31 protein-coding genes are annotated in these 19,222 nt (G+C 60.3%); all 31 read right to left on the bottom strand.

What is annotated here, in order from left to right:
• Positions 1-99: 99 nt before the first annotated feature.
• The 31 genes from rpsK to recQ all read right to left on the bottom strand — a co-directional run bounded on the left by rpsK (position 100) and on the right by recQ (position 19,155).
• The gene (gene rpsK, locus PQB87_RS01920) at positions 100-501 is read right to left on the bottom strand and encodes a 30S ribosomal protein S11 (RefSeq protein ID WP_004197937.1); all 402 of its coding nucleotides are present in this window, start codon (positions 499-501) and stop codon (positions 100-102) included.
• Between the two features lie 28 nt (positions 502-529).
• Positions 530-895 (bottom strand): 30S ribosomal protein S13, encoded by a 366-nt coding sequence (gene rpsM / locus PQB87_RS01915; RefSeq protein ID WP_006400641.1) that lies wholly within the window; start codon positions 893-895, stop codon positions 530-532.
• A 38-nt stretch (positions 896-933) separates the two neighbouring features.
• Positions 934-1,050 carry a 50S ribosomal protein L36 gene (rpmJ, locus tag PQB87_RS01910; protein ID WP_004199844.1) on the bottom strand — a complete coding sequence of 39 codons (117 nt, stop codon included), beginning with the start codon at positions 1,048-1,050 and terminating at the stop codon, positions 934-936.
• Positions 1,051-1,070: 20 nt separating this feature from the next.
• Entirely contained in the window at positions 1,071-1,289 is a 219-nt protein-coding gene (gene infA, locus PQB87_RS01905; RefSeq protein WP_004521905.1) for a translation initiation factor IF-1, read from the bottom strand.
• An 8-nt stretch (positions 1,290-1,297) separates the two neighbouring features.
• Positions 1,298-2,647: a preprotein translocase subunit SecY gene (gene secY / locus PQB87_RS01900; protein ID WP_006482915.1), complete on the bottom strand. Its 1,350-nt coding sequence runs from the start codon at positions 2,645-2,647 to the stop codon at positions 1,298-1,300.
• A gap of 41 nt (positions 2,648-2,688) precedes the next feature.
• Positions 2,689-3,123 (bottom strand): 50S ribosomal protein L15, encoded by a 435-nt coding sequence (gene rplO / locus PQB87_RS01895; RefSeq protein WP_006482880.1) that lies wholly within the window; start codon positions 3,121-3,123, stop codon positions 2,689-2,691.
• A 26-nt stretch (positions 3,124-3,149) separates the two neighbouring features.
• On the bottom strand, positions 3,150-3,332 hold the full coding sequence (gene rpmD / locus PQB87_RS01890; RefSeq protein WP_006400644.1) for a 50S ribosomal protein L30: 183 nt from the start codon (positions 3,330-3,332) through the stop codon (positions 3,150-3,152).
• A gap of 15 nt (positions 3,333-3,347) precedes the next feature.
• The gene (gene rpsE, locus PQB87_RS01885; RefSeq protein ID WP_006482895.1) at positions 3,348-3,866 is read right to left on the bottom strand and encodes a 30S ribosomal protein S5; all 519 of its coding nucleotides are present in this window, start codon (positions 3,864-3,866) and stop codon (positions 3,348-3,350) included.
• Positions 3,867-3,880: 14 nt separating this feature from the next.
• Positions 3,881-4,246, bottom strand: a complete 366-nt coding sequence (gene rplR, locus PQB87_RS01880; RefSeq protein ID WP_006477183.1) for a 50S ribosomal protein L18 — start codon at positions 4,244-4,246, stop codon at positions 3,881-3,883.
• 12 nt (positions 4,247-4,258) lie between these two features.
• Positions 4,259-4,789: a 50S ribosomal protein L6 gene (gene rplF, locus PQB87_RS01875; protein ID WP_006758786.1), complete on the bottom strand. Its 531-nt coding sequence runs from the start codon at positions 4,787-4,789 to the stop codon at positions 4,259-4,261.
• Between the two features lie 18 nt (positions 4,790-4,807).
• Positions 4,808-5,203 (bottom strand): 30S ribosomal protein S8, encoded by a 396-nt coding sequence (gene rpsH / locus PQB87_RS01870; protein ID WP_006477185.1) that lies wholly within the window; start codon positions 5,201-5,203, stop codon positions 4,808-4,810.
• A 14-nt stretch (positions 5,204-5,217) separates the two neighbouring features.
• Positions 5,218-5,523 carry a 30S ribosomal protein S14 gene (rpsN, locus tag PQB87_RS01865; protein ID WP_011350676.1) on the bottom strand — a complete coding sequence of 102 codons (306 nt, stop codon included), beginning with the start codon at positions 5,521-5,523 and terminating at the stop codon, positions 5,218-5,220.
• A 7-nt stretch (positions 5,524-5,530) separates the two neighbouring features.
• Positions 5,531-6,070, bottom strand: a complete 540-nt coding sequence (gene rplE / locus PQB87_RS01860) for a 50S ribosomal protein L5 (RefSeq protein WP_006482882.1) — start codon at positions 6,068-6,070, stop codon at positions 5,531-5,533.
• A 16-nt stretch (positions 6,071-6,086) separates the two neighbouring features.
• Positions 6,087-6,395 (bottom strand): 50S ribosomal protein L24, encoded by a 309-nt coding sequence (gene rplX / locus PQB87_RS01855; protein ID WP_006477187.1) that lies wholly within the window; start codon positions 6,393-6,395, stop codon positions 6,087-6,089.
• A gap of 9 nt (positions 6,396-6,404) precedes the next feature.
• The gene (gene rplN / locus PQB87_RS01850; RefSeq protein WP_006482918.1) at positions 6,405-6,773 is read right to left on the bottom strand and encodes a 50S ribosomal protein L14; all 369 of its coding nucleotides are present in this window, start codon (positions 6,771-6,773) and stop codon (positions 6,405-6,407) included.
• 309 nt (positions 6,774-7,082) lie between these two features.
• Positions 7,083-7,355 carry a 30S ribosomal protein S17 gene (gene rpsQ, locus PQB87_RS01845; protein ID WP_006477189.1) on the bottom strand — a complete coding sequence of 91 codons (273 nt, stop codon included), beginning with the start codon at positions 7,353-7,355 and terminating at the stop codon, positions 7,083-7,085.
• Entirely contained in the window at positions 7,352-7,546 is a 195-nt protein-coding gene (gene rpmC, locus PQB87_RS01840; protein WP_006400652.1) for a 50S ribosomal protein L29, read from the bottom strand. Before rpmC ends, rpsQ begins: the two co-directional genes overlap by 4 nt.
• 9 nt (positions 7,547-7,555) lie before the next feature.
• The gene (gene rplP, locus PQB87_RS01835) at positions 7,556-7,972 is read right to left on the bottom strand and encodes a 50S ribosomal protein L16 (protein WP_006482873.1); all 417 of its coding nucleotides are present in this window, start codon (positions 7,970-7,972) and stop codon (positions 7,556-7,558) included.
• A gap of 2 nt (positions 7,973-7,974) precedes the next feature.
• Complete coding sequence (rpsC, locus tag PQB87_RS01830) at positions 7,975-8,775, bottom strand: 30S ribosomal protein S3 (protein WP_006482899.1); 801 nt, start codon at positions 8,773-8,775, stop codon at positions 7,975-7,977.
• Between the two features lie 11 nt (positions 8,776-8,786).
• Positions 8,787-9,116, bottom strand: coding sequence for a 50S ribosomal protein L22 (gene rplV / locus PQB87_RS01825; RefSeq protein WP_004199272.1), 330 nt, complete (start codon positions 9,114-9,116; stop codon positions 8,787-8,789).
• Positions 9,117-9,128: 12 nt separating this feature from the next.
• Positions 9,129-9,404, bottom strand: coding sequence for a 30S ribosomal protein S19 (gene rpsS / locus PQB87_RS01820; RefSeq protein ID WP_004199273.1), 276 nt, complete (start codon positions 9,402-9,404; stop codon positions 9,129-9,131).
• Positions 9,405-9,414: 10 nt separating this feature from the next.
• Complete coding sequence (gene rplB, locus PQB87_RS01815; RefSeq protein WP_006482900.1) at positions 9,415-10,242, bottom strand: 50S ribosomal protein L2; 828 nt, start codon at positions 10,240-10,242, stop codon at positions 9,415-9,417.
• Positions 10,243-10,244: 2 nt separating this feature from the next.
• Complete coding sequence (gene rplW, locus PQB87_RS01810) at positions 10,245-10,559, bottom strand: 50S ribosomal protein L23 (RefSeq protein ID WP_004199275.1); 315 nt, start codon at positions 10,557-10,559, stop codon at positions 10,245-10,247.
• A complete protein-coding gene (rplD, locus tag PQB87_RS01805) occupies positions 10,556-11,176 on the bottom strand; it encodes a 50S ribosomal protein L4 (RefSeq protein WP_006477192.1) in 621 nt (206 codons plus the stop codon). Before rplD ends, rplW begins: the two co-directional genes overlap by 4 nt.
• Entirely contained in the window at positions 11,176-11,826 is a 651-nt protein-coding gene (rplC, locus tag PQB87_RS01800; RefSeq protein WP_006482922.1) for a 50S ribosomal protein L3, read from the bottom strand. Before rplC ends, rplD begins: the two co-directional genes overlap by 1 nt.
• A gap of 178 nt (positions 11,827-12,004) precedes the next feature.
• A complete protein-coding gene (gene rpsJ / locus PQB87_RS01795) occupies positions 12,005-12,316 on the bottom strand; it encodes a 30S ribosomal protein S10 (RefSeq protein WP_004199280.1) in 312 nt (103 codons plus the stop codon).
• Positions 12,317-12,600: 284 nt separating this feature from the next.
• Complete coding sequence (gene tuf, locus PQB87_RS01790) at positions 12,601-13,791, bottom strand: elongation factor Tu (RefSeq protein ID WP_057056448.1); 1,191 nt, start codon at positions 13,789-13,791, stop codon at positions 12,601-12,603.
• A 39-nt stretch (positions 13,792-13,830) separates the two neighbouring features.
• Positions 13,831-15,933 (bottom strand): elongation factor G, encoded by a 2,103-nt coding sequence (gene fusA, locus PQB87_RS01785; RefSeq protein WP_021161762.1) that lies wholly within the window; start codon positions 15,931-15,933, stop codon positions 13,831-13,833.
• 123 nt (positions 15,934-16,056) lie between these two features.
• A complete protein-coding gene (rpsG, locus tag PQB87_RS01780; RefSeq protein ID WP_006477195.1) occupies positions 16,057-16,527 on the bottom strand; it encodes a 30S ribosomal protein S7 in 471 nt (156 codons plus the stop codon).
• Between the two features lie 172 nt (positions 16,528-16,699).
• Entirely contained in the window at positions 16,700-17,080 is a 381-nt protein-coding gene (gene rpsL, locus PQB87_RS01775) for a 30S ribosomal protein S12 (RefSeq protein ID WP_006400662.1), read from the bottom strand.
• A 227-nt stretch (positions 17,081-17,307) separates the two neighbouring features.
• Positions 17,308-19,155: a DNA helicase RecQ gene (recQ, locus tag PQB87_RS01770; protein ID WP_021161761.1), complete on the bottom strand. Its 1,848-nt coding sequence runs from the start codon at positions 19,153-19,155 to the stop codon at positions 17,308-17,310.
• Positions 19,156-19,222: the final 67 nt, after the last annotated feature.

The following is a 19,222-nucleotide window of genomic DNA, read 5'->3' as shown; positions in this document are numbered from 1 at the left end:
CTTTGGGGCGAACGGTGGGCTTAGTCAATCAAAAAAGCAACGCCCGTCGACGCTACGCGGCGACAGGCAATGTGCCAGCACGAACGTGCCAGCACATCTTTAGATACGACGACGCTTCGGCGGACGGCAGCCGTTGTGCGGAATCGGGGTGACATCCGAAATCGCGGTGATCTTGATGCCGAGGCCGTGCAGTGCGCGCACTGCCGACTCACGACCCGGGCCCGGGCCCTTGATCCGCACTTCCAGATTCTTCACGCCGTATTCCATCGCGACGCGGCCAGCCGACTCGGCTGCGACCTGGGCAGCGAACGGCGTCGATTTGCGCGAGCCCTTGAAGCCCTGACCGCCCGACGTCGCCCATGCCAGTGCGTTGCCTTGGCGATCGGTGATCGTGATGATCGTGTTGTTGAACGACGCGTGAACGTGAACCACGCCTTCAGCGACGTTCTTCTTAACCTTCTTGCGAACGCGTTGCGCCGCGGTGTTCGAAGCCTTAGCCATTACGTTTTCCTGTAACTGTCAGTTCCGCTTACTTCTTCAGCGCTTGCGCTGCACGACGCGGACCCTTGCGAGTACGTGCGTTCGTACGCGTACGCTGACCGCGCATCGGCAGGCCCTTGCGATGACGAACACCACGGTAGCAACCGAGGTCCATCAGGCGCTTGATGTTCATCGTCACTTCACGGCGCAGATCGCCTTCGACGACAAACTTGCCCACTTCTTCACGCAGCTTTTCCAAGTCTGCGTCGGTCAAGTCCTTGACCTTCTTCGAAAAATCGACGCCAGCTGCCACGCAGATGCTGCGCGAACGGGTGCGGCCGATACCGAAGATAGCCGTCAGGCCAATCTCGGTATGCTGGTGATTCGGGATGTTAACCCCTGCGATACGAGCCATTGTTTTTCCTCAAACAAAAAGCGCAAACAAACGCGCGGTCAGCCTTGGCGCTGCTTGTGGCGCGGATCCGAGCTGCAGATCACGCGAACGACGCCTTTGCGCTTGATGATCTTGCAATTGCGGCAAATGCGCTTAACCGATGCCATCACTTTCATGATAATACCCTTTTTTCAAATCACTTCGCCCGGAACACGATCCGCGCACGAGACAGATCGTAAGGCGTCAATTCAACCGTCACCTTGTCGCCCGGGAGAATGCGGATGTAGTGCATCCGCATCTTTCCGGAGATATGCCCCAACACGACATGGCCGTTTTCCAGCTTCACGCGGAAGGTAGCATTCGGGAGGTTTTCGATCACCTCGCCTTGCATCTGGATTACATCGTCTTTGGCCATAGTCCTTATTAACGCATTGGGATGTTGCCGCCCTTGAAGTTAGCCTTCTTGAGCAGTGACTCATACTGTTGCGACATAACGTACGACTGCACCTGCGCCATAAAGTCCATCGTGACGACGACAATGATCAGCAGCGACGTTCCACCAAAATAAAACGGCACGTTCCAGCGCAGCACCAGGAATTCCGGCAGCAGACACACGAAGACGATGTAGATCGCACCGGCCAGCGTCAGACGCGTGAGGATGCGGTCGATATATCGTGCGGTCTGATCGCCCGGACGGATACCCGGAACAAACGCGCCGCTTTTCTTCAGGTTGTCTGCGGTTTCCCTGCTGTTGAACACCAGTGCGGTGTAGAAGAAGCAGAAAAACACGATCGCCAGCGTGTACAGCAACACATAGACCGGCTGGCCCGGCTTCAGCGCTTCCGCAACGTTATGCAACGTGTTGGAAATCCAGCTTCCCGTCGGCTGACCGGTACTGAACCAGCCGAGAATCGTTGCCGGGAACAGAATGATCGACGATGCGAAGATCGGCGGAATCACACCCGACATGTTCAGCTTCAGCGGCAGATGCGACGACTGCCCACCGTAGATCTTGTTGCCGACCTGGCGCTTCGCGTAGTTCACGAGGATCTTGCGCTGCCCGCGTTCGATGAACACGACCAGGTAAGTCACCGCCGCAATCAGGACGACGATGATGATCGCCGAAATGATGCTCATCGAACCCGTACGCACCAGCTCGAACAACCCACCGACGGCATTCGGGAACCCTGCTGCGATCCCGCCGAAGATGATGATCGAGATACCGTTGCCCAGACCACGCTCGGTAATCTGCTCGCCGAGCCACATCAGGAACATCGTGCCGGTAACCAGCGTCACGACCGTCGTCAGACGGAACAGCATGCCGGGATCGGTGACGAGGCCCGGCTGGTTTTCCAGCGCAGCCGCGATACCGAACGCCTGGAAGGTCGCGAGCACGACGGTGAAATACCGTGTGTACTGCGTGATCTTCCGTTGCCCTGCCTGCCCTTCCTTCTTCAGCGCCTCGAGCTGCGGCGATACGATCGCCAGCAACTGCATGATGATCGACGCCGAAATGTACGGCATGATCCCCAGCGCAAAGATCGTGAAGCGGGAAAGCGCGCCACCCGAGAACATGTTGAACATGCCCAGGATGCCGCCCGCCTGGCTCTGGAACAGCTTAGCCAGTTGATCCGGATCGATGCCCGGCACGGGAATGTGCGCGCCGATGCGATAGACGATCAGCGCCAGGAGCAGGAACATCGCTCGCCGGCGCAGATCGCCGAATTTCGCCGTGCTTCGACCGGGTTTTGCAAGACTCGGGCTGTTAGCCAAGTACCTTCTCCGATGAATGCAAATGACGACGCGCTAGCGTGTCACTCGGCGAACGAACCGCCAGCCGCTTCGATCGCAGCACGCGCACCCTTGGTGGCACCGAGACCCTTCACGACGATCTTGCGCTTCAGTTCGCCCGTCGCGATGATCTTTGCGCTCTTCGTCAGCTCGCCGACCAGGCCGGCTTGCTTCAGTGCGAGCAGATCGATCTCATCGACCGGCAGCTTCTCGAGGTCGCCCAGGCGCACTTCACCGACGAATTCCTTCGTCAGCGACGTGAAGCCGCGCTTCGGCAGACGACGTTGCAGCGGCATCTGACCGCCTTCGAAACCGACTTTGTGGAAGCCGCCCGAACGCGATTTCTGACCCTTGTGACCACGGCCAGCCGTCTTGCCGAGGCCCGAACCGATGCCACGGCCGACGCGACGCTTGGCGTGCTTGGCGCCAGCTGCCGGCTTCAGGTTATTCAATTCCATATCAACTCCTTGATCCGTAGGGCCGCTTACGCGATGACCTTAACGAGGTACGAGACCTTGTTGATCATGCCGCGGACCGCCGGCGTGTCCTGAAGCTCGCTGACCGAGTTGAGTCGGCGCAGGCCCAGGCCACGCACGGTCGCGCGGTGCGATTCGCGGGTCCCGATCAGGCTCTTAACGAGCTGAACCTTGACAGTTTTTTCAGACATGGTGACCACCCGGGCTTAGCCCAAAATTTCTTCGACGGACTTGCCGCGCTTCGCCGCGATGTCTGCCGGGGTGGACTGCTTGCGCAGACCGTCCAGCGTGGCGCGAACGAGGTTGTACGGGTTCGTCGAACCGTGGCTCTTTGCCACGACGTTCTGAACGCCCATCACGTCGAACACTGCGCGCATCGGGCCGCCGGCGATCACGCCCGTACCTGCCTTCGCCGGAGCGAGGAGGACAGCGGATGCGCCATGCTTGCCGTGCACTTCGTGTTGCAGCGTGCCGTTCTTGAGCGGCACCTTGAACATGTTGCGGCGAGCTTGTTCCATTGCCTTCTGGACAGCGACCGGCACTTCCTTCGCCTTGCCCTTGCCCATACCGATGCGGCCATCGCCGTCGCCAACCACGGTCAGTGCGGCGAAGCCGAGAATACGGCCACCCTTCACGACCTTGGTCACGCGGTTGACCGAAATCATCTTTTCGCGAAGGCCGTCGTCGCGCTCGTCAGCCTGAACTTTCGCTTGCATCTTTGCCATGACGAATTCCTTCCTTAGAACTTGAGCCCAGCTTCGCGAGCTGCCTCAGCCAGCGCCTTGACGCGGCCGTGGTAGCGGAAGCCCGAGCGGTCGAAGGCGACGGATTCGATGCCGGCAGCCTTTGCCTTCTCGGCAATACGCTTGCCGATCAGCGTCGCGGCATTAACGTTGCCGCCCTTGCCCGACTTGTCGGCCAGTTCAGCGCGCACTTCTGCTTCGAGCGTCGACGCGCTGGCGAGCACCTTGGTGCCGCAGGGCGAGAACACTTGAGCGTAGATGTGCGTGTTCGTGCGATGCACGGCGAGACGCGCGACCTGCAGCTCAGCGATCTTGATACGCGTCTGGCGAGCGCGGCGCAGGCGAGATTGAGTCTTATCCATGATTGCGCACCCTTACTTCTTCTTCGTTTCTTTGAGGATCACAACCTCGTCGGAATAGCGCACGCCCTTGCCCTTGTAGGGCTCCGGCGGACGGTAACCGCGAACTTCCGCAGCTACTTGACCGACTTGTTGCTTGTTGATCCCCTTGATCACGATTTCGGTTTGCGTCGGGGTTTCTGCCTTGACGCCTTCCGGCATCTGGTGCACCACCGGGTGCGAGAAACCCAGCGACAGGTTCAGCTTGTCGCCTTGCGCTTGCGCACGATAACCGACGCCAACCAGCGTCAGCTTGCGCTCGAAACCCTTGGTCACGCCGTGCACGGCATTCGCGATGATCGCGCGCATCGTGCCCGACAGTGCATTTGCTTCGCGGCTTTCATCCACCGGCGACAGGTTCAGCGTGCCGTCGTTGTTCGCCACGTTCACGAGCGGATTGATCGCTTGCGTGATGGTGCCCAGCGGGCCCTTGACGGTGATCGCACCGTCGGCCAGCTTGACTTCCGCGCCTTGCAGCGCGATCGGGCTCTTACCTACTCGAGACATGTTTCTCTCTCCTCGGCTTTAAGCGACGTAGCAGATGACTTCGCCGCCGACGCCGGTAGCGCGCGCCTTGCGGTCGGTCATCACGCCCTTCGGCGTCGACACGATTGCCACGCCCAGGCCGTTCATGACCTGCGGAATGTCGTTACGGCCGCGGTACACGCGCAGACCAGGCTTCGACACGCGCTCGAGGCGTTCGATGACCGGGCGACCTGCGTAGTACTTCAGCGCGATATTCAGTTCGGACTTCGCACCTTCCGCCTTGACGGCGAAATCGTCGATGTAACCTTCGTCCTTCAGGACTTGCGCGATTGCAACCTTGACCTTCGACGAGGGCATCGCAACCGATACCTTCTCGACCATCTGCGCGTTGCGGATGCGAGTCAGCATATCGGCGATAGGATCACTCATGCTCATTTACGTTTCTCCTATTACCAGCTCGCCTTGGTCAGGCCAGGAATCTCGCCACGGAATGCGATTTCACGAATCTTGTTACGCGCGAGGCCGAATTTACGGAACGTGCCACGCGGACGGCCCGTGATCGCGCAGCGGTTACGCTGGCGGGTCGGGTTTGCGTTGCGGGGCAATTGCTGCAGCTCAAGGCGTGCTTCGTAGCGCTCTTCTTCCGACTTGCTTTGGTCTTCGACGATCGCCTTCAGCGCATCGCGCTTTGCTGCGAACTTCGCGACCAGGCGGGCGCGCTTCTTTTCACGTTCGATCAGTGCCAGTTTAGCCACGGTAACCTCAGTTTCTGAACGGGAACTTGAAGCTGGCGAGCAGAGCCTTTGCTTCGTCGTCGGTCTTCGCAGTCGTCGTGATGCTGATGTTCAGCCCACGCAGTGCGTCGATCTTGTCGTAGTCGATTTCGGGGAAAATGATCTGCTCTTTCACACCGATGTTGTAGTTGCCACGGCCATCGAAAGCACGACCCGACACACCGCGGAAGTCACGCACGCGGGGCAGGGCAACCGTCACGAAACGGTCGAGGAATTCGTACATTGCACGGCCACGCAGCGTCACCATCGCGCCGATCGGGTAACCCTGGCGGATCTTGAAGCCTGCGATTGCCTTGCGTGCCTTCGTCACGACCGGCTTCTGACCAGCGATCTTCGTGAGGTCGCCAACGGCGTTCTCGATGATCTTCTTGTCAGCGATCGCTTCGCCAAGACCCATGTTCAGCGTGATCTTGGTGATGCGCGGCACTTCCATGACCGACTTGTAACCGAACTTCTCGATCAGGCCGGGCACAACCTTTTCTTTGTAAAACTCTTGAAAACGAGCCATTTTTTACTCCGCTGCGTCAGGCGCTCAGTACGGCACCGGTCGTCTTCAGGAAGCGAACCTTCTTGCCTTCCTCGACCTTGATGCCAACACGCGACGCCTTGCCATTCGCGTCGACCAGTGCGACGTTCGAAATATGCAGGGGCATCGTCTTCGCTTCCACGCCACCCGTCGTACCCTTCATCGGGTTCGGCTTCACATGCTTCTTGACGAGGTTGATACCTTCAACCGTCACATGCTCTGCACCGACAGCCAGCACGACGCCGCGCTTGCCCTTGTCCTTGCCAGTGACGACGATGACTTCGTCACCTTTGCGAATCTTGTTCATCGCGACTCCTTACAGCACTTCCGGCGCCAGCGAAACGATCTTCATGAATCGTTCGCTACGCAGCTCACGCGTCACCGGCCCGAAGATACGGGTGCCGATCGGCTCGAGCTTGTTATTCAAAAGCACAGCGGCGTTGCCGTCGAACTTGATCAGCGAGCCGTCTTGACGGCGCACGCCCTTGGCGGTGCGGACCACCACGGCGTTGTAAATTTCGCCTTTCTTCACGCGCCCGCGCGGCGTTGCCTCTTTGACGCTCACCTTGATGATGTCGCCAATGCCGGCATAACGACGCTTCGAGCCGCCGAGCACCTTGATGCACAGGACTTCACGTGCACCCGTGTTGTCGGCTACTTCGAGCCGAGATTCGGTCTGGATCATGGTTTGTCTTTCCCAACTTAATCCGGATGCACCACCATGATGCATTCGGTCAGTCTTGGTCCCGTCAGCCAATCGGCTGCTTGGGTTGGAACAGCAGCGACGGCAAACGAAACCCGCCATCGCAATTCGGTGAATCTTTCGGACAGGCAGGCGCCAGTCCGCTTCCCCCACCAACTTCGCCCGCGACGGGGCTCCCATAAAGAGGGAAGACCAGGATTATAACAAATAACCCTGGTCACGCAAGCAAAAACTTTGCGATTTCAAGCACTTCGTGGAGAAGTGCCCGTTACTGCCTACTGCGCTGCCCGCTTAGATGACGCGAGCTGCTTCGACGAGGCGCGACACCGTCCAGGCCTTCGTCTTCGAAACAGGACGAGTTTCCTGGATTTCGACGAGATCGCCTTCGTTGTAGGTGTTCGCTTCATCATGCGCGTGGTACTTCTTCGAGCGCACGACATACTTGCCGTAGATCGGATGCTTGACGCGGTGCTCGATCAGCACGGTGACGGTCTTGTCCATCTTGTTGCTGACGACCCGACCGACCAGCGTCCGCTTCAGCGAGGTTTTCACGCTATCGTTCATTTCTGGTTCGCCTTCTGAGTCATGACGGTCCGCACACGTGCGATGTCGCGACGAACCTTCTTCAGCTGGCTCGTGTTCGTGAGCTGCTGGGTCGCGAGTTGCATGCGCAGGCCGAATTGCGCCTTCAGCAGGTCCGCCAGCTCCTTGTTGAGCGCGGCCTGGTCTTTCTGGAGAAGTTCGGAAGCCTTCATGTTTTCTCCTTAGGCGCCGAGCTGGCGCACGATGAATGCCGTCTTGAGCGGCAGCTTGGCTGCAGCCAGACGGAACGCTTCGCGTGCCAGTTCTTCGGTTACGCCGTCCATTTCATAGAGCATCTTGCCCGGCTGAATCTCGGCGACGTAGTACTCCGGGTTACCCTTACCGTTACCCATACGCACTTCGGCCGGCTTCTGCGAAATCGGCTTGTCCGGGAAGATCCGGATCCAGATGCGGCCGCCACGCTTGATGTGACGCGTCATTGCACGACGCGCCGCTTCAATCTGGCGTGCGGTCAAACGACCGCGACCGATCGCCTTCAGGCCGAATTCACCGAACGACACTGCGTTGCCGCGCGTCGCCTTGCCGGTGTTACGACCCTTCTGCTCTTTACGATACTTTCTGCGTTTCGGTTGCAGCATCGTTATTCTCCAGTCTTGCCGTCTTCGGGCTTGCCGGCGCCGCGGCGCGGTGCGCCACGACGAGCACCCGGAGCGCCGCCTTCGCCGTCACGGCGCGGACGACGGTCGCCCGGACGCGCATTGCGACGCGGACGCTTGTCTTCGGCTACTTCTTCCACCACCGGTGCGTCGTTGCGGCCGAGCGTGTCGCCCTTGTAAACCCACACCTTGACGCCGATGATCCCGTAGGTCGTCTTCGCTTCCGAAGTCGCGTAGTCGATATCAGCACGCAGCGTGTGAAGGGGCACGCGACCTTCGCGGTACCACTCCGTACGAGCGATTTCGATACCGTTCAGACGGCCCGCGCTCATGATCTTGATGCCCTGGGCACCCAGACGCATAGCGTTCTGCATCGCACGCTTCATCGCGCGACGGAACATGATCCGGCGCTCGAGCTGTTGCGTGATCGAGTCAGCGATCAGCTGAGCATCGGTTTCCGGCTTACGGATTTCTTCGATGTTGACGTGAACCGGAACGCCCATGCGGCGTTGCAGTTCCGTCTTCAGCTGCTCGATATCCTCGCCCTTCTTGCCGATGACCACGCCCGGACGCGAGCTGTAAATCGTGATGCGCGCGTTCTTCGCCGGACGCTCGATGACGACCCGACCGACCGAAGCGTTCTTCAGCTTCTTCTTCAAGTATTCACGAACACCGATGTCTTCCTGAAGCATCGCCGCGAAATTGTTGTTGTTCGCGTACCAACGCGAAGCCCAATTACGGCTGACAGCCAGGCGGAAGCCAGTCGGATGAATTTTCTGTCCCATCGTATGGCTCCTTAATTCCCGACCGTCACAGTGATGTGACAGGATTGCTTCTCGATGCGGTTACCGCGGCCCTTGGCGCGCGCGGTGAAACGCTTGAGCGATGCAGCCTTGTCGACGTAGATGCTCTTGATCTTGAGCTCGTCGATATCGGCGCCTTCGTTGTGCTCCGCATTCGCGATTGCCGACAGCACAACCTTCTTCACGATGCCAGCCGCTTTCTTCGGCGAGAACGTCAGAACGTTCAGCGCCTTGTCGACCGGCAAACCGCGGATCTGGTCAGCCACAAGGCGCGTTTTTTGCGCCGAGATGCGGGCACCGCGATGAATTGCTTTCACTTCCATCTTGATTGCCCCTTATTTCTTGGCCTTCTTGTCGGCCGCGTGACCCTTGAACGTACGGGTCAGTGCGAACTCGCCAAGCTTGTGGCCGACCATGTTTTCCGAGATGTACACCGGAACGTGTTGACGGCCGTTGTGAACAGCGATCGTCAGGCCGATGAAATCCGGCAGAATCGTCGAGCGACGCGACCAGGTCTTGATCGGCTTTTTGTCGCGCGAAGCTGCAGCCGCCTCAACTTTCTTCAGCAAATGGGCGTCGCAGAACGGACCTTTTTTTACAGAACGTGCCATTGCCTACTCCTTAACGCTTGTGACGGCGCTGGACGATCATCGTCGTCGTGCGCTTGTTGCTACGGGTGCGATAACCCTTAGCCGGCGTACCCCACGGGCTAACCGGATCGCGACCTGCAGCCGTCTTGCCCTCACCACCACCGTGCGGGTGATCAACCGGGTTCATCGCAACGCCACGCACCGTCGGGCGGATACCGCGCCAGCGGTTCGCGCCAGCCTTGCCGATCTGGCGCAGGCTATGCTCTTCGTTGCCGACTTCACCGATCGTTGCACGGCACTCGATGTGCACGCGGCGGATTTCGCCCGAACGCAGACGAACCTGCGCGTAGACGCCTTCACGTGCGAGCAGCATGGCCGACGTACCAGCCGAACGCGCCATTTGCGCGCCCTTGCCCGGCAGCATCTCGATGCAGTGGATCGTCGTACCGACCGGAATGTTGCGGATCGGCAGCGTGTTGCCTGCGCGGATCGGCGCTTCCGAACCCGACATCAGCTGTTGGCCGACGGTCAGGCCCTTCGGGGCGATGATGTAGCGACGTTCGCCGTCTGCGTAGAGCACCAGCGCGATGTTCGCGCTACGGTTCGGGTCGTACTCGAGACGCTCGACCTTTGCCGGGATGCCATCCTTCGTGCGACGGAAATCGACGATACGATAGTGTTGCTTGTGACCACCACCCTTGTGACGCGTGGTGATACGGCCATTGTTGTTACGGCCGGCGGTCGAGCTCTGCGAGTCGAGCAGTGCCGCGAACGGCTTGCCCTGGTGCAGGTTCTTGTTGACCACCTTGACCATCGCGCGGCGACCCGGCGATGTCGGCTTAACTTTAACGATTGCCATGATTACTTGGCCTCCGCTTCAAAGTTGATTTCCTGGCCGGGCTTCAGGCAAACGTACGCCTTCTTCACGTCCTTGCGGCGGCCCATCGAACGGCCAAAGCGCTTTTGCTTGCCCTTCTGAACCAGCACGTTGACGGAATCAACTTCAACCTTGAACAGCAGCTCGACAGCCGCCTTCACTTCCTGCTTCGTGGCATCCGGTGCGACTTCGAACACGACTTGCTCGTTCTTGTCGGCAACCAGCGTCGCCTTTTCCGAGATCACCGGTGCGAGCAGGACCTGCATCAAACGATGATCGTTCTTGCGAATCTCGCTCATGACAGCAACTCCTCGATCTGGGCGACCGCAGCCTTCGTGACCAGCACTTTCTTGAAGTAGATCAGCGACAGCGGGTCAGCGTAGCGCGGCTCGACAATTGCCACGTGCGGCAGGTTGCGCGATGCCAGGTACAGGTTTTCGTCAACCGTGTCGGTGATGATCAGCACGGAGTCGAGACCCATGGTCTTGAATTTGTCGGCCAGCAGCTTGGTCTTCGGCGCTTCGAGGATGATGTCCTCGACGACCGACAGACGGCCTTCACGGGCCAGCTGCGAGAAGATCGAGCAGAGACCTGCGCGATGCATCTTCTTGTTGACCTTGTGCGAGAAGTTTTCTTCCGGCGAATTCGGGAAGATACGACCACCGCCACGCCACAGCGGGCTCGACGACATACCGGCACGAGCACGGCCCGTACCCTTCTGGCGCCACGGCTTCTTGGTCGTGTGCTTGACTTGCTCACGGTCCTTCTGTGCGCGGTTACCCTGGCGAGCATTCGCCTGGTAAGCGACGACGACCTGGTGGATCAGCGCTTCGTTGTAGTCACGACCGAACACGACGTCCGATGCGTTGACCACTGCACCTTCCTGACCATTTTCGTTCAGGAGCTTGAGTTCCATTATTTCGCCCCCTTGGTCTTGACGGCCGGCGTCACGAAGACCTTGCCGCCCTTCGCGCCCGGAATCGCACCCTTCACGAGCAGCAGCTTGCGCTCTGCGTCGATACGAGCGATTTCGAGGTTCTGCACCGTCACCGTCACGTCACCCATGTGACCCGTCATGCGTTTACCCGGGAAAACACGACCCGGATCCTGCGCCATACCGATCGAGCCCGGCACGTTGTGCGAGCGCGAGTTACCGTGCGTTGCACGGCCGGAGGAGAAGTTGTAACGCTTGATCGTACCGGCGTAGCCCTTACCGATCGACACGCCTTGCACGTCGACCTTCTGGCCCACTTCGAAAAGATCAGCACCGACCACGGCGCCATTCGACAGCTCAGCTGCCTTGGCCGCGTCAATGCGGAATTCCTTGAGGATTTCACCGGCTTCGACACCGGCTTTGGCGAGATGACCTGCCAGCGGCTTCGTCACGCGCGATGCACGACGGGAGCCGAATGCAACCTGCACGGCCGTGTAGCCGTCGGTTTCAACAGTCTTGATCTGCGTCACGCGGTTGTCCGACACGTCCAGCACGGTGACGGGAATCGAATCCCCTTCAGCCGTGAAGATACGGGTCATGCCAACCTTGCGACCTACGAGTCCAAGGCTCATCATTTTCTCCATTCCCGACTGCGATTGGTCGGGGCTGATTTACAAAATGCCGGGCACGCAAGGCCCAACTTTTTTACGCGAATACGCGAAAAGCCAAGCAGTATAGCCCGACTTCTCGATTTCCGCAAGCAATACAAAGACTTAGCGCCACCCGGCAAGCCGGTAGGCGCCGAAAGCCTTACTGCAGCTTGATTTCCACGTCGACGCCAGCCGGCAGGTCGAGCTTCATCAGCGCGTCAACCGTCTTGTCGGTCGGATCGACGATGTCCATCAGGCGCTGGTGAGTACGGATTTCGAGCTGATCGCGCGACGTCTTGTTGACGTGCGGCGAACGCAGGATGTCAAAACGCTGAATGCGCGTCGGCAGCGGCACCGGGCCACGGACGATTGCGCCAGTCCGCTTCGCGGTATCGACGATTTCGGCAGCCGATTGATCGATCAGACGATAGTCGAAAGCCTTCAGGCGAATGCGGATTTTCTGTTGCTGCATGACGATTCCTTGAAAAGAGCGAGGCGATGTTGCACCGCCGGACACCAAAAGAACGCGAAACCTGCTGCCTGCGGGGAGCGAAGCGACAGGTTCCGAACGGTACTTCCACTGCTAAGCCCGCGATTCTACACGAAAAATCGGAGAGGTGGTGCGGGTTTGTCAATGTGCGAACGGCACGCCATAAAGAAAAACCGGGTGCCAGCGCAAGCTGAACACCCGGTTTCGACGGTACAACTGCATACCGTGGGATCGCGGATCCCGAAAGGACCCGCGGATCGTCGATCTTAGTCGAGGATCTTGGCGACGACGCCGGCGCCGACCGTACGGCCGCCTTCGCGGATTGCGAAGCGCAGACCTTCTTCCATCGCGATCGGTGCAATCAGCTTCACCGTGATCGACACGTTGTCGCCCGGCATCACCATTTCCTTGTCCTTCGGCAGCTCGATCGAGCCCGTCACGTCCGTCGTACGGAAGTAGAACTGCGGACGGTAGTTGTTGAAGAACGGCGTGTGACGGCCGCCTTCGTCCTTGCTCAGCACGTACACTTCAGCCGTGAAGTGCGTGTGCGGCGTGATCGAACCCGGCTTCGCCAGAACCTGGCCACGCTCCACGTCTTCACGCTTCGTGCCGCGCAGCAGGATACCAACGTTGTCGCCTGCCTGACCTTGGTCCAGCAGCTTGCGGAACATTTCAACGCCCGTGCAGGTCGTCTTCACCGTCGGCTTGATACCGACGATTTCGATTTCTTCGCCGACCTTCACGATGCCGCGCTCAACACGACCCGTCACCACCGTACCACGGCCCGAGATCGAGAACACGTCTTCCACCGGCATCAGGAACGCGCCGTCAACTGCACGCTCCGGCGTCGGGATGTACGTGTCCAGCGCGTCTGCCAGGCTCATGATCGCCACTTCGCCCAGCTCGCCCGTGTCGCCTTCCAGCGCCAGCTTGGCCGAACCCTTCACGATCGGCGTGTCGTCGCCCGGGAAGTCGTACTTCGACAGGAGTTCGCGAACTTCCATCTCGACCAGCTCGAGCAGTTCAGCGTCGTCCACCATGTCGCACTTGTTCAGGAACACGATGATGTACGGAACGCCAACCTGACGCGCCAGCAGGATGTGCTCACGCGTTTGCGGCATCGGGCCGTCTGCTGCCGAGCAAACCAGGATCGCGCCGTCCATCTGCGCTGCGCCCGTGATCATGTTCTTCACATAGTCAGCGTGGCCCGGGCAGTCGACGTGTGCGTAGTGGCGGTTAGCCGTTTCGTACTCGACGTGTGCCGTGTTGATCGTGATGCCGCGCGCCTTTTCTTCCGGTGCCGCGTCGATCTGGTCGTACGCCTTCGCTTCGCCGCCGAACTTCTTCGTCAGAACCGTCGTGATCGCTGCCGTCAGCGTCGTCTTGCCGTGGTCAACGTGACCAATCGTACCAACGTTCACGTGCGGCTTGGTCCGCTCGAATTTACCTTTTGCCATGATTCTCTTCTTTCAAAAATTATCGATTGAGATAGCGAATTACTTCGACTTCGCGCTGATGATCGCATCAGCAACGTTGCGCGGAGCTTCAGCGTAGTGCTTGAACTCCATCGTGTACGTTGCACGACCTTGCGTCAGCGAGCGCAGCGACGTCGAATAGCCGAACATTTCCGACAGCGGCACTTCGGCGCGCACGATCTTGCCGCCGCCAACCATGTCTTCCATGCCCTGGACGATACCGCGACGGCCCGACAGGTCGCCCATCACGTTGCCCATGTAGTCTTCCGGCGTCTCGACTTCGACAGCCATCATCGGCTCGAGGACGACCGGGTTCGCCTTGCGCATTGCTTCCTTGAACGCCATCGAACCGGCCATGCGGAACGCGTTTTCGTTCGAGTCAACGTCGTGGTACGAACCGAACGTCAGGTGAACCTTCACGTCGACGACCGGGAAGCCGGCCAGCACGCCCGACTTCAGCGTGTCCTGGATACCCTTGTCGACCGCCGGGATGTATTCACGCGGAATCACACCACCCTTGATCTCGTCGAAGAACTCGTAGCCCTTGCCTTGTTCGTTCGGCTCGAGCGTGATGACCGCGTGACCGTACTGGCCGCGACCACCCGACTGCTTGACGAACTTGCCGTCGACGTCCTTCGCCGTCGAACGAATCGTTTCGCGGTATGCAACCTGCGGCTTGCCGACGGTCGCTTCCACGCCGAATTCACGCTTCATCCGGTCGACCAGAATTTCGAGGTGGAGCTCGCCCATGCCCGAAATGATGGTCTGGCCCGACTCTTCGTCGGTCTGCACGCGGAACGACGGATCTTCCTGTGCCAGACGGTTCAGCGCCAGGCCCATCTTTTCCTGGTCAGCCTTGGTCTTCGGCTCGACAGCCTGCGAAATCACCGGCTCCGGGAACACCATGCGCTCGAGCACGATCGGGTTTGCCGGATCGCACAGCGTGTCGCCGGTGGTCGCTTCCTTCAGGCCGACCGCAGCAGCGATGTCGCCTGCACGGACTTCCTTGATTTCTTCACGCTGGTTCGCGTGCATCTGCAGAATACGGCCGAGGCGTTCCTTCTTGCCCTTGGTCGAGTTCAGCAGCGTGTCGCCCGAGTTGACGACGCCCGAGTACACACGGAAGAAGATCAGCTGGCCGACGAACGGGTCGGTCATGATCTTGAACGCGAGCGACGAGAACTTCTCGTCGTCCGACGCCTTGCGCTCAGCTTCTTCACCGTTTTCGAGCTCGCCCTTGACCGGCGGGATGTCGACCGGCGACGGCAGGAAGTCGATCACGGCGTCGAGCATACGCTGCACGCCCTTGTTCTTGAACGCGGTACCGCACAGCATCGGCTGGATTTCGCACGCGATCGTACGGTCACGCAGCGCCTTGACGATGTCGGCTTCCGGCAGATCGCCTTCTTCCAGGTACTTGTTCATCAGGTCTTCGCTGGCTTCAGCAGCCACTTCGACCATCTTTTCGCGCCATTCCTTGCAGGTCTCTGCGAGTTCGGCCGGGATGTCGACGTAGTCGAACTTCGTGCCTTGCGACGCTTCGTCCCAAATGATCGCCTTCATCTTGATCAGGTCGACGACGCCCTTGAAGTTTTCTTCCGCGCCGATCGGCACCACGACCGGAACCGGGTTCGCCTTCAGGCGCAGACGGAGCTGGTCGTAGACCTTGAAGAAGTTCGCGCCGGTACGGTCCATCTTGTTGACGAACGCGAGACGCGGCACCTTGTACTTGTTAGCCTGGCGCCACACCGTTTCCGACTGCGGCTGCACGCCGCCCACTGCGCAGTACACCATGCACGCGCCGTCGAGCACGCGCATCGAACGCTCCACTTCGATCGTGAAGTCGACGTGGCCCGGGGTGTCGATGATGTTGATGCGGTGTTCCGGATAGTTGCCGCCCATGCCCTTCCAGAAGGCCGTGGTAGCAGCGGACGTGATCGTGATGCCACGCTCCTGTTCCTGCTCCATCCAGTCCATCGTGGCTGCGCCGTCGTGGACTTCACCGATCTTGTGGTTCACACCGGTGTAAAACAGAATGCGCTCGGTCGTCGTCGTTTTGCCGGCGTCGATGTGAGCGCTAATACCGATATTGCGGTAGCGCTCGATAGGAGTCTTGCGAGCCACTTTGATCCTCTACTGGGATGACACGATGCAGCCCTGCTGCATCATGCTTCAACACAAACGGGCGAGGCGCCTGAAAAGCGCACCCGCCCGGAATTTATTTCCGCAAACAGCCCAGCCAGGCGCTTAGAAACGGAAATGCGAGAACGCGCGGTTGGCTTCTGCCATGCGGTGAACTTCATCGCGCTTCTTCATCGCGCCGCCACGGCCTTCGGCCGCTTCGGAGAGTTCACCTGCCAGGCGCAGAGCCATCGACTTCTCGCTGCGCTTCTTCGCAGCCTCACGCAGCCAGCGCATCGCCAATGCCATACGACGCGACGGGCGCACTTCGACCGGAACTTGATAGTTGGCACCACCAACGCGACGGCTCTTCACTTCGACCACCGGCTTGACGTTGTTGAGCGCAACCGTGAACACTTCCAGCGGGTCCTTGCCACCCTTGGTCTGGATCTGTTCGAATGCGCCATAAACGATGCGCTCTGCGACCGACTTCTTGCCGGACAGCATCAGCATGTTCATGAACTTGGCTACATCAACGTTACCGAACTTCGGATCCGGCAACACTTCCCGCTTGGGGACTTCGCGACGACGCGGCATGATTCTTCCTTTACTTGTTCAGTTGGAGCTGGTTCCAGCTCCGCGGCCACCAACAAACCCGATCACATCTTCACGACTAACCAGCTTGGCCGGGTGACCACTTACTCGACAGCACCGGCAATCCGGCACTCCCGCCTTGACCGCCCTGCGGCGATCCCTGATCAAAAACTGCTTACTTGGCAGCCTTTGCACGCTTCGCGCCGTACTTCGAGCGCGCTTGCTTACGGTCCTTGACGCCCTGGGTATCCAGCGAGCCGCGAACCATGTGGTAACGCACACCCGGCAAGTCCTTCACACGGCCGCCGCGGATCAGCACAACCGAGTGTTCCTGCAGGTTGTGGCCTTCACCGCCGATGTACGAAATCACTTCGAAGCCGTTCGTCAGACGAACCTTGGCGACCTTACGGAGTGCCGAGTTCGGCTTCTTCGGCGTCGTCGTGTACACACGGGTGCACACGCCGCGACGCTGGGGGCAGTCCTGCAGGGCCGGGCTCTTGCTCTTCGTCGTTTCCGACTGACGGCCTTTGCGAACCAGTTGGTTGATGGTTGGCATTGTTTATTCCTGAAATTGAACAAAATCTGCACATCGATTTCGGGCAAAGCGAGAATCGGCGCACAGTTGACTTCCGAACCGGCGAAACGGGTGCGAGCTTTCGAACGCAACTCGGCCCACCGAATACCGGAACCCAGCATCATATTCCGGAAATACCAACTAAGTCAACGGCTTGCGTGATTCGCCGGCCGGACGCGTGGTTTACCGGAAGGGTCGGAACGCCTGTGTCAGGCAGACTCGACGACGTCGATGATCTCGTCGCCGAAGCGCTCCAGCTTGCGCACCCCCATGCCGGGGATATGGCGCAGGTCGTCGATCGTCTCCGGCGCGTTGCGTGCGATCTCGGCGAGCGTCGCGTCGTGGAAGATCACGTAGGCCGGCACGCCGTCCGTCTTCGCCGTTTCCGCGCGCCACGCGCGCAGCGCATCCCACCTTGCGCGCTCGCGTGTGCCCATGCCGGCCGTCGGATCGACGCGCGTGCCGCTGCGGCCCGACGACTGACGCGTGCGCTGCGGCTTCACGTAGCGGCGCAGCGTGACCTTCTCTTCGTTCTTCAACACCGGCTTCGCGGCCTCGGTCAGCACGAGTGCGCCGAAGCCGCCGTGATCGACGGCCAGGTAGCCGTACGCGACGAGCTGCCGAAATATCGCGCGCCACTCGGGCTCCGACAGCGACGCGCCGATCCCGAACGTCGTCAGCTGGTCGTGGCCCCGCTGCAACACCTTCTCGGTGCGCCCGCCGCGCAGGATCTCGATCAGGTGGCTCGAGCCGAAATTGAAACCGCTCGCGCGCTGCGCGCGGAACACGCACGACAGCGCCATCTGCGCCTCACGCGTCGCGTCCCATGAAGCGGGCGGCTCGAGGCACGTATCGCAGTTGCCGCACGGCTTGCTCTCCTCGCCGAAGTAGTTCAGCAGCCGCACGCGGCGGCACGAGATCGTCTCGCACAGCCCGAGCAGCGCGTCGAGCTTCGACGTCTGGACACGCTTGTGTGCGTCGTCCGCATCCGATTCGTCGATCATCTTGCGCTGCTGGACGACGTCGCCGAGCCCGTACGCCATCCACGCATTCGCGGGCATCCCGTCGCGGCCGGCGCGGCCCGTTTCCTGGTAGTAGCCTTCGACGCTCTTCGGCAGATCCAGGTGCGCGACGAAGCGCACGTCCGGCTTGTCGATGCCCATGCCGAACGCGATCGTCGCGCACATCACGATGCCTTCCTCGCGCTGGAACATTTCCTGGTGCTTCTGCCGCACCTCGAACTCCATCCCCGCGTGATACGGCAGCGCGCGCACGCCTTGCGCCTTCAGCCATTCGGCCGTTTCCTCGACCTTGCGACGCGACAGGCAATAGACGACACCCGCATCCGTCGTGCCGTCGGCATTCGTGTGTTCGGCGCGGATGAAATCGAGCAGCTGCGATCGCGCGTTGTCCTTTTCGACGATCCGGTAGCGGATGTTCGGGCGGTCGAAGCTCGACACGAACACGCGTGCGTCGTCGAGCGCGAGACGGTGGATGATCTCGTCGCGCGTGATCGCATCGGCCGTCGCGGTCAATGCGATGCGCGGCACCGACGGAAATCGCTCGTGCAGCACCGACAGCTGGATGTATTCCGGGCGGAAATCGTGCCCCCATTGCGACACGCAGTGCGCTTCGTCGATCGCGAACAGGCCGATCTTCGCGCGCTCGAGCAGGTCGAGGAAGCGCCCCGTCATCAGCCGTTCGGGCGCGACATACAGCAGGTCGATTTCGCCTTCGCGCAGCGCCCGCTCGGTCGCCGCGGCCTCGGCGCCCGACAGTGTCGAATTCAGGTACGCCGCGCGCACGCCCACTTCGCTCAGTGCGGCGACCTGGTCCTGCATCAGCGCGATCAGCGGCGACACGACGATACCGGCACCCTGTCCGGCCTCGCGACGCAGCAGCGCCGGAATCTGGTAGCACAGCGACTTGCCGCCGCCGGTCGGCATCAGCACGAGACAATCGCCGCCGCCGGCGACGTGTTCGACGATTTCGCCCTGCTGGCCGCGAAAAGCGGGATAACCAAATACTTCGTCGAGGATTTCGAGGGCGCGGGACATGGAAGAGGACGGGGACGGCTGGACGATGACCGCAATTTTAACAACCCGCTCGCGGGACGCGGGGCGA

Source organism: Burkholderia sp. KL41 (assembly GCF_057005415.2).
This window is presented reverse-complemented; position numbering and strand designations above follow the sequence as displayed.

What these genes read in the sequence shown, in the direction of transcription:
- rpsK (WP_004197937.1), bottom strand. Translation starts at nt 501, where the DNA reads ATGGCTAAGGCTTCGAACACCGCGGCGCAACGCGTTCGCAAGAAGGTT.
- rpsM (WP_006400641.1), bottom strand. Translation starts at nt 895, where the DNA reads ATGGCTCGTATCGCAGGGGTTAACATCCCGAATCACCAGCATACCGAG.
- rpmJ (WP_004199844.1), bottom strand. Translation starts at nt 1,050, where the DNA reads ATGAAAGTGATGGCATCGGTTAAGCGCATTTGCCGCAATTGCAAGATC.
- infA (WP_004521905.1), bottom strand. Translation starts at nt 1,289, where the DNA reads ATGGCCAAAGACGATGTAATCCAGATGCAAGGCGAGGTGATCGAAAAC.
- rplO (WP_006482880.1), bottom strand. Translation starts at nt 3,123, where the DNA reads ATGGAATTGAATAACCTGAAGCCGGCAGCTGGCGCCAAGCACGCCAAG.
- rpmD (WP_006400644.1), bottom strand. Translation starts at nt 3,332, where the DNA reads ATGTCTGAAAAAACTGTCAAGGTTCAGCTCGTTAAGAGCCTGATCGGG.
- rpsE (WP_006482895.1), bottom strand. Translation starts at nt 3,866, where the DNA reads ATGGCAAAGATGCAAGCGAAAGTTCAGGCTGACGAGCGCGACGACGGC.
- rplR (WP_006477183.1), bottom strand. Translation starts at nt 4,246, where the DNA reads ATGGATAAGACTCAATCTCGCCTGCGCCGCGCTCGCCAGACGCGTATC.
- rplF (WP_006758786.1), bottom strand. Translation starts at nt 4,789, where the DNA reads ATGTCTCGAGTAGGTAAGAGCCCGATCGCGCTGCAAGGCGCGGAAGTC.
- rpsH (WP_006477185.1), bottom strand. Translation starts at nt 5,203, where the DNA reads ATGAGCATGAGTGATCCTATCGCCGATATGCTGACTCGCATCCGCAAC.
- rplE (WP_006482882.1), bottom strand. Translation starts at nt 6,070, where the DNA reads ATGGCTCGTTTTCAAGAGTTTTACAAAGAAAAGGTTGTGCCCGGCCTG.
- rplX (WP_006477187.1), bottom strand. Translation starts at nt 6,395, where the DNA reads ATGAACAAGATTCGCAAAGGTGACGAAGTCATCGTCGTCACTGGCAAG.
- rplN (WP_006482918.1), bottom strand. Translation starts at nt 6,773, where the DNA reads ATGATCCAGACCGAATCTCGGCTCGAAGTAGCCGACAACACGGGTGCA.
- rpsQ (WP_006477189.1), bottom strand. Translation starts at nt 7,355, where the DNA reads ATGAACGATAGCGTGAAAACCTCGCTGAAGCGGACGCTGGTCGGTCGG.
- rpmC (WP_006400652.1), bottom strand. Translation starts at nt 7,546, where the DNA reads ATGAAGGCTTCCGAACTTCTCCAGAAAGACCAGGCCGCGCTCAACAAG.
- rplP (WP_006482873.1), bottom strand. Translation starts at nt 7,972, where the DNA reads ATGCTGCAACCGAAACGCAGAAAGTATCGTAAAGAGCAGAAGGGTCGT.
- rpsC (WP_006482899.1), bottom strand. Translation starts at nt 8,775, where the DNA reads ATGGGACAGAAAATTCATCCGACTGGCTTCCGCCTGGCTGTCAGCCGT.
- rplV (WP_004199272.1), bottom strand. Translation starts at nt 9,116, where the DNA reads ATGGAAGTGAAAGCAATTCATCGCGGTGCCCGCATCTCGGCGCAAAAA.
- rpsS (WP_004199273.1), bottom strand. Translation starts at nt 9,404, where the DNA reads ATGGCACGTTCTGTAAAAAAAGGTCCGTTCTGCGACGCCCATTTGCTG.
- rplB (WP_006482900.1), bottom strand. Translation starts at nt 10,242, where the DNA reads ATGGCAATCGTTAAAGTTAAGCCGACATCGCCGGGTCGCCGCGCGATG.
- rplW (WP_004199275.1), bottom strand. Translation starts at nt 10,559, where the DNA reads ATGAGCGAGATTCGCAAGAACGATCATCGTTTGATGCAGGTCCTGCTC.
- rplD (WP_006477192.1), bottom strand. Translation starts at nt 11,176, where the DNA reads ATGGAACTCAAGCTCCTGAACGAAAATGGTCAGGAAGGTGCAGTGGTC.
- rplC (WP_006482922.1), bottom strand. Translation starts at nt 11,826, where the DNA reads ATGAGCCTTGGACTCGTAGGTCGCAAGGTTGGCATGACCCGTATCTTC.
- rpsJ (WP_004199280.1), bottom strand. Translation starts at nt 12,316, where the DNA reads ATGCAGCAACAGAAAATCCGCATTCGCCTGAAGGCTTTCGACTATCGT.
- tuf (WP_057056448.1), bottom strand. Translation starts at nt 13,791, where the DNA reads ATGGCAAAAGGTAAATTCGAGCGGACCAAGCCGCACGTGAACGTTGGT.
- rpsG (WP_006477195.1), bottom strand. Translation starts at nt 16,527, where the DNA reads ATGCCGCGTCGTCGCGAAGTCCCCAAGCGGGAAGTGTTGCCGGATCCG.
- rpsL (WP_006400662.1), bottom strand. Translation starts at nt 17,080, where the DNA reads ATGCCAACCATCAACCAACTGGTTCGCAAAGGCCGTCAGTCGGAAACG.
- recQ (WP_021161761.1), bottom strand. Translation starts at nt 19,155, where the DNA reads ATGTCCCGCGCCCTCGAAATCCTCGACGAAGTATTTGGTTATCCCGCT.